This is a genomic window from Microbacterium sp. LRZ72 (assembly GCF_033792225.1).
Classification (GTDB): Bacteria; Actinomycetota; Actinomycetes; order Actinomycetales; family Microbacteriaceae; genus Microbacterium.
On sequence record NZ_JANGEX010000026.1, the window covers coordinates 1 to 7678 of the forward strand.

A 7678-nucleotide genomic window follows, 5' to 3' on the forward strand; every position below is an offset into this window, starting at 1 on the left:
GGAGATACTTCCTCGGTGCTGGCATAGTCATCATCCTCTCGGGGAATCAGACCCTCCACGACACCCGGGGCGATTCACAGCACCGAACGCAGGCGGCTCACGGTCTGGTGCAAAGCCCATGATCCGACCGATGTCCCAGCCCTGCCGTCGCATGAGCGCGTGCATCTTCCGGCGACCATGGACGCCGTTGTTCCCGCGTGCAGCCGCGCGACCTCGGGCACGAGCAGATCATCACGCAGCTGGCGGGCTGACCGCGTCCTCGACTCACAGACCTACTACGCGACCATCACCCGAGAGCCGCAACCCGCATAACAGCGGCAGAAAACCTGGGGCGGTTCACGTTCCACCGGTGGCTGAACCGTGACGCCACGATTCGCCGCTCCGCCCGCCGCGACTAGAGAAACATTCGCTCGGCATCGAGCCTGTAGGTGCTCATCTTCCGATAGAGCGTCGACCGGGAGATCCCGAGCATCTCTGCGGCGATCACCTTGTTGCCCGCGCACCTTACAAGCGCGTTTATAATCCCGTCGACCTCCAGCTGCTCCAACATGCTGAGATCGCGTCGCGTCGCATAGCTTCCGATCGTGGGCGGCAACTGGTCCACAGTGATCTCGTTCCGGCGGGCGGCCGCGAAGACCCCACGCATCACGGAGTCCAGCTGCCTGACATTCCCTGGCCATGGAGCCCGTGAGAGCGCGTTATATGCCCCCTGGGTGAAAGTAAAGGTACGGCCAGGTGTGTATTTTCTCTCAAGGAGCCGAAGAATCTCACGCAGATCTTGTCGGCGTTCGCGGAGATTCGGCATGTCGATCCGTCCGACCGCGATCAACCCGAGCAGAGCCTCGTGGCCGGGCGAAAGTTGCGCCACGCCCTCTGCTCGGGAGGTCGCGCAGAACAGCCCCTGTCGCAGCAGGTGATCCGAGACCGTCAGCTGGTCTGCTACTAACTGTGCCGTTTCGCTGGCTAGGTCATCGATGTGACGCAGGATCACGGGGTCCGTGCCACTCAGGGCTTCCGTCAGTCGCGTCAGCCACGCCTGCGACCCGGCCACGGGGTCACGGGCGTCGACGATGACGGGAGCGCGGCGTGGCGCGGCACGACCGAGCATATGCGTGAGGAGGGTGAGCTTGCCGGTCCCGTTTGCCCCGAAAACAACGACAGGGATCGCAGCCCGCGTCGCCGATTCAGCCTGCTCGAGTGTCGAGACCCACGCGGGGCTTGTGCCCGGGAGTGCTTTCGAAAGGGGCGGCCAGCCGTTTGAGGCAGGTCCGCTCGGACGTTCGGGCACGGGCTCGTTCGAGGCGTGCCCGACGATCTCAACGATCGCCCCGATCATCTCATCGTCGAACACCACCGCCGTGCAGCGGACCTCGGTGAGTGCCGTGTCATTCGCGATGTGGAACCGGCTCTTCGGATGGCGCAGCGACGTGGACTCGGATACCATCGCCCAAAGCGTGATCTGGTCGACCGCACGAAGAACTGCGGTAGCGCTTGGGTTCTCGAGCAGAATATCTGCGCCCACCACCGCCACAGCCCGCCCGCTTTTCGAAGCGACAATGAAGGCATCGAGCAGTACACGTTCACGGGCACTCGAAAGATTGAGGAGATGACGCCCCACTTCTCGAGCCGCATGGCTGATCAAGCCGGGCAAGAGTGGACTCGCGTCCTCTACGCGAGCAGTGAGCGTGATGACGCCCTGAAGGCGACGAGTTATGGGGTTGTAGACCGGCGCGCCGACACACGCGAAGTCGGTGAGGACATCGGAAATATGCTCGGCTCCCACGATCATCTGAGGACGACGATCCTCCGCCGTCGTGCCGATGCCGTTCGTGCCGACTATTTCCTCCGCCCCTGAGTGACCAGCCGTCGACCCGATCCGCTCCATGAGGTGGGAGAACTTCGCGTCCGGAGTCCAGGTCCGCAGGATTCGAGCATGTCGGTCTGCAACGAGCAGGCTGGCACGATCCATTTCGAGATCGTCGGCGAGGTTCGCAAGGATCGGATCTGCGGCGCGGAGGAGTAGCGAGTCACCCATGGCCGGCGATTCGAATGGCAGGCGTGCCGAGCGATCACCGACTCCCGTGAGCCGGGAGCGCTTCCATGATCTGAGAACGCCCGGTCGGACCAGTTCTGCTTGATTCGCGTCAAGCTGTCCGTTCGAAAGGAAGAGATCTCGAACATCGTGTAGTCGCGGTGAGGCGGCCATTGCTACTTCTCCTTTGCAATCGCTCCGTTGCGATGCTGCGGTGACTCGCTTTAGCGAGCAACACTAGGACAAGAAATCTGCCCTGCACCTCAGTTTGCCTGCGTCACGCGCAAGTGCGGCGTCTGTGTACCGTTTTGACACATTCGCATCAGCTCCCCCGCACAGGTTGAGACACTTTCTCCACGCTGCATCGCCGCGTCGTGTCGGGCCTCACGAACGGGCCCAGATTCGCCCGCCGATTGCAGGGACTGCCGAAGGAGGGGTTCCAAGTTGTCACAGTCTTCCGCCGATATGCCGGGCAGGCCACGAGGTCGGTTCCAGTGGACTCCGCTCAAGGTGATCCTGATCGCGAACATCCTGCTCGTGATTTTCCTGCAGGTCATCATCGGACAGAACCTTCTTGACCCCCGGACGCTGTCCACTATGACGCCTCTCCTTGGCGTCATGATTCTTGTGGGGCTAGCCCAGGCGTTCGTTATCGGCACCGGGGGCATCGACCTGAGCGTGCCGCACGTCGTGACGCTGATGGGCATCATCGTTCTCAAGGAGTCGGCCGGCTCGAACGACCAGCTTCCGAAAGCGCTCGCGGTCGCGGCGCTCGCCTGTGTTCTGATTGGCCTAATCAACGGATTCCTTGTCGAGGTGCTCGGCCTCAACGCTTTGGTCACCACGCTCGCCACCGGACAGGTTGTCCTCGGGGTGACGGTCGCCTACCGAGGAGCCTCGCTCAACACCACTCGGGTTCCCGAAGCACTGTACTCATGGGCGCGAGACAGCATCGTGAATGTGAGTCTGATCCTCGTAGTGGCGGTTGCTGTGGTGGCGCTTGTCCTTCTGCTCGTTCGCCGCATCGTGCTCGGTCGGCGCCTGGTTCTGGCGAGCGCATCGTTGCGAGCCGGGGAGCTCATCGGCATCCATCACCTCGGCTACCGGATGGCTGCCTGGGTCCTCGCCGCGCTGATCGGCGGTGTCGGCGGTGTGCTGCTTGCCGGTCAGATCGGTTCGCCTGACATGTCTTCTGGCGCCCCCTATCTGCTGACGAGCATCATCGTGGTCGTACTGGGCGGGGCAGTTCTGACGGGTGGGCGAGTGAGCCCCGTCGGAACGCTTCTCGGCGCGCTCTTCATCGTCCTCCTCGATCACGGACTTGCCGTCATGGGATTCTCCACCGGCGCACGAACCCTCGTGCAAGGAGTTGTCCTCGCGCTTGGCCTGGCCGGGGTAGGCGCCCTGACCCGGGCCCGACCGTCAAAGTCTTCACGCGACACCAAGACCGCGTCGAAGCCGAAGGATTCAGCTCTCCCAAGAGCGTGATCCTTCGGGAACCCTCCGCAATCAAGAGAAATGAGACGAAGATGTCCATTAGACATAGGGACGGCACGCTGATCTCGCGGCGTCGTCGGCTGTTCGGGGTCGTGGCCGCTGCGGCGGCGACCGTGCTGGTCCTCGCCGGCTGTAGTGGCGGGGGTGAAGGCTCGAACGGGTCGTCCACTGACGCTGACGAGGTCGACACTTCCCTCGACTACGACGAGGCGGCTGTGCAGGAGATCGTCGACACCGCGTTCGGGGTCGAGATGCCGCTGTCGGAACTCCCCGAAGAAGCTGTCGAGGGGTTCGCGCGCGCATCGATAGAGCTCTCGCCGGAACAGGTGCAAACCGCACTTGACTGCTGGAAGCAGCCCGAGTGCACCGTTGGGGATGGAGACGTTCACATTGGCGTTTTCAACGCCGTCGACAACCTTTGGCAGACTACCGCGGCGATGAATGTGATCCTGCAGGCTCTCACCTATCCGGAGGTCGGCACGATCACCTACGCATTCGTCGACGACCTGCCCTCCGCACAGTCAGCGGTCCGAAGCATGGTCTCCAGCGGCGTTGACGCCATTGTGAGTTACAACGCGTTCGGTGCGGCCATGTCACCGGTGTTCACGGAAGCCCAAGCAGCGGGGACGGTTGTCACGACCTACGTCGGTGAAACCCCAGAAGCTGACGGGTCGGTGATCAACAATCAAGTGTATGCGGAGGCCTGCGAGGGCGGCACAGAAATGGGAGGTGTTCTCGTGGATGCGCTCGGACTTTCGAGCAATGAGGAGGTCGCCTTCTTCTTCGGTGTGCCTGGAAACCCGCAGGACACGCTCGTCCAATCTTGTCTCGAGGAGGAGCTTGCGAATTCGGACGGGCCCGAGATTGCGTTCAACCAAGATACGGACTGGACACGCCCCGGGACCTCGGCTGCAGCCTCCGCGCTGATTTCGAGCGGGATCCCAGCAGCCGCAATCTTGAACACCTACGCAGATCCGATGCCACAGGTCGTCAACGTTTACGATCAAGCAGGCGAGGATGTACCCCCGATTCTCACGTGGACTGAGATGAACGAGTTCTTCGGGATCTGGGAAGAACGACTCGGTACGGATAGAGAGTTCGATCTCTACTACACCAATGCTCTCGTCAATCAGGCACGTCTCGCGCTCACCAACGCGATGACGTTGATCGCAGGCGAGGAAGTTCCCGAACGCACGCCGTTGCCGTTGCCGTTGTTGGAAGCTGTCGAGGGTGTCTATCAGCCGGACCTTCCGGGTGACTTTCCTGGTTGGAGCGCACTCGTTCCCGAGGACGTCATGAACGGAATGCTGGACTAATCGTGACGCTGTGGGTGGGGGCGGGGCAGTTCCCTCCAACCCCACCCACAGCACTCACCCTTTTACTCACGGACGCGGAAACCGGAAGCCCCGATGACAAAATCGATCGACGAAACGATCTCACATGAAGCAAAGCACACCGAGGTAGTGCTCGAAGCGACCTCAGTGAGCAAGAGTTACGGACCTGTTCAGGCGCTGAGCGAGATGTCGCTCAGCGTCCAATCCGGTGAGATTCGCGCGCTTGTCGGGGAAAATGGTTCAGGCAAGTCAACTTTCGTAGGCATAGTTAGCGGGACGGTGGAATCAGACACCGGGACGGTGAGTATCGCGGACGTCGAGCTCCGTCGTAATCTCCCGATCGAGTCCCAGAACGCCGGGGCTCTGACGGTGTTCCAAGACGGGTCGCTCCTCCCCACGCTCACGGTGGCGGAAAACCTCTACATAGGTACGCCGACCGGTCAGCGCCCCAAGTACGGGGAGATCTTCGGGTGGGCGAGAGCGCGGCTCAGAGATTTCTCTCTCGAGCTCAATCCCCTGTTCAGGGTTGCTCAACTTGCGCCAGGTGATCGCCAGCTGCTCGAGATCGTCCGCGCGGTTATGGCCAGGCCGCGGCTGCTTCTTCTCGATGAAGCGACCTCGGCACTCGATGCGAGTGGGGTTGACCGCGTGCTCGAGCTCATGCGCTTGGTTGCGCGGCAAGGAACCGGGGTCCTCTTCGTGACGCACAGGCTCGCCGAGGTCTTCCGGGTGGCGGACAGCGTGACGATTCTGCGAGACGGACACTTCGTCGACACAGCACCGATCTCAAGGACTTCTACCACCCAGATCGTTGAGCTCATGGCGGGCACCAAGGTCGACATGGAATTCCCCGTGCGGAACGAACTCGACGACTCAAGCGAGGAGATTCTTTCTGCCGACCGTCTTAGCGGGGACCAGATCGAGTCGGTCGATCTGAAGCTCAGGGCTGGCCAGATTGTCGGCATTGCGGGGGCGGACGGCAACGGTCAGGCGCAACTCCTTCGTGGGCTGGCGGGACTTGGCGGTTCCGGCGGAACTGTCACCATCGAGGGAAAGGTAATCAAGAACTATCGGCAGGCGACCAAAAACGGAATCGTGTTCCTCAGCGGCGACCGAAGGCACGAGTCACTTTTCCAAGCGCTGAACATCAGAGAGAACCTGAGCTCCGGAGTTCTTGGCAAGCTCGCCGTTGGAGGCGTGGTGAGCGGGCGTGCTGAGAATCGGTTCGTCAGCGACCAGCTGAACAAATTCGGCATCCGTCTCGGTAGTCCGTCTCACCTGCCGGGTTCGCTTTCAGGCGGCAATCAGCAGAAGATCGCCATCAGCAAGGCAATCGCAACAAAGCCTAGAGTTTTCCTGATCGATGAACCGACACAAGGCGTAGACGTGCGGTCGCGGATGGACATTTACCGGATGCTCCGAGCCACGGCGGACGCCGGGAACGCCGTGGTGGTCGTCAGCTCGGACGCTTCAGAGCTAGCTGGGATCGCCGACAGGATCGTTGTCATGTCGCGCGGACACATCATCGAGGAGATGCCGGGACGCGGTTCGAACGAGGAAAGCATCGTTGGTGCGTTCGCGGTGGGGAGCCGTGTCGCCGACGATGTGCGCTCGCCGAGCACCGAAACGATGCGCCTCGAGATCGCGGGGAAATCAAAACTGCCGCGATGGTTGCGTGGCGGGGAGGCCGTCCGGCTGGGTGTCTTGTCTCTCATCATCGTCTTGCTTGGTGCCTTTGCCGCAAGCCAGAATCCGACGTTCCTCAGCCCTCTCAGCCTCCGGAACGTGTTGATTATCGCTACACCACTTGCGGCGGTGGCGATAGCGCAGTACTTCGTTCTACTTGTCGGCGGGATCGATGTTTCGGTCGGTGCCACGATGAGCCTCAGTGTTGTTGCGATGTCCTTTGTCGTACAGTCGGGCGGATTCATACAGTCGTTCACGACAGCGATGGCAGTTGCGATACTGCTCGGAGCGCTCGTTGGGGTCATCAACGCGTGGCTTGTGGAGAAAATGAAGGTCTCCGCCGTGATTGCGACAATCGCCACGCTCGGAATTGTCAGCGGTGTAGCGCTGGCGCTCCGGCCAAGGCCGGGAGGTGCAATCGACTCCGAACTTATGGTTGCGCTGACGCAGAGCCTCGGCTTCCTCCCAGCTCCGTTCATCGTGTTGATCGCGGTCGTCATCGTCGGCGACGTTGTTCTTCGTTGGACCGGGCTGGGCATGCGGGTCCGCGCCGTTGGGCTGAACGGGCTGTACGCAAACCGGCTCGGTATTCGGGCGACCCGGGTTCGTGTGCTCTGCTACACGCTCTGCGGCATGCTCGCCGCGATCGCTGGTGTGCTCCTCGCGGTGCAGGTCGGAATAGGGGACGCGAGCGTGGGGGAGACGTACACGTTGCTCGCGATCGCGGCGCCCGTGCTTGGCGGTGCCAGTCTACTGGGCGGAAGGGGAACACTGATGGGCGTTCTGCTTGGCTCGGTTCTCCTTGGCCTCGCGATGACGCTGTCGGTCGTGCTTCGAATCTCCCAGGGCGCAAACCTCATGTTTATCGGGATCGTCACGATTATCGCCCTCGCCGCGTACGCCGTACGGTTCAGAAGAAAGGCAACCTAGGTGTACTTCCCGGGCAGGTTATGGACGGGTGCGGTAGGCGAAGACCTCCGGGCAGGATGTAGGTCACCGCACTCGCACCCTGACCACGGAGGACTTCGTGACTCACGCTAACGCGTCATTGACGGCTCATCGCAATCGAGGGTGTAGGTGGGTTCTGAATCCTCCGGACTCGAGGAGTGATCTGGCGATGTAGTTCGTG

The 7678-nt window shown here is 61.7% G+C and carries 4 protein-coding genes; 3 read left to right on the forward strand and 1 reads right to left on the reverse strand.

Going from position 1 to position 7678, the window contains the following annotated elements; all coding sequences use genetic code 11:
• Positions 1-394 precede the first annotated feature (394 nt).
• Positions 395-2035, reverse strand: coding sequence for a sigma-54-dependent Fis family transcriptional regulator (locus M4I32_RS14960; protein WP_319035282.1), 1641 nt, complete (start codon positions 2033-2035; stop codon positions 395-397).
• 507 nt (positions 2036-2542) lie between these two features.
• Here M4I32_RS14960 and M4I32_RS14965 point away from each other — a divergent pair.
• The 3 genes from M4I32_RS14965 (at position 2543) to M4I32_RS14975 (ending at position 7479) form a co-directional block, all read left to right on the forward strand.
• Positions 2543-3520, forward strand: a complete 978-nt coding sequence (locus M4I32_RS14965) for an ABC transporter permease (RefSeq protein ID WP_319035283.1) — start codon at positions 2543-2545, stop codon at positions 3518-3520.
• Complete coding sequence (locus M4I32_RS14970) at positions 3517-4845, forward strand: substrate-binding domain-containing protein (RefSeq protein ID WP_319035284.1); 1329 nt, start codon at positions 3517-3519, stop codon at positions 4843-4845. The genes M4I32_RS14965 and M4I32_RS14970 overlap by 4 nt, the downstream gene beginning before the upstream one ends.
• A gap of 93 nt (positions 4846-4938) precedes the next feature.
• Complete coding sequence (locus M4I32_RS14975) at positions 4939-7479, forward strand: ATP-binding cassette domain-containing protein (RefSeq protein WP_319035285.1); 2541 nt, start codon at positions 4939-4941, stop codon at positions 7477-7479.
• The last annotated feature ends 199 nt before the right edge of the window (positions 7480-7678 follow it).

Excerpts from the sequence above, each read along its gene's own strand:
- M4I32_RS14960 (WP_319035282.1), bottom strand. The coding sequence starts at position 2,035 with ATGGGTGACTCGCTACTCCTCCGCGCCGCAGATCCGATCCTTGCGAAC.
- M4I32_RS14975 (WP_319035285.1), top strand. The coding sequence starts at position 4,939 with ATGACAAAATCGATCGACGAAACGATCTCACATGAAGCAAAGCACACC.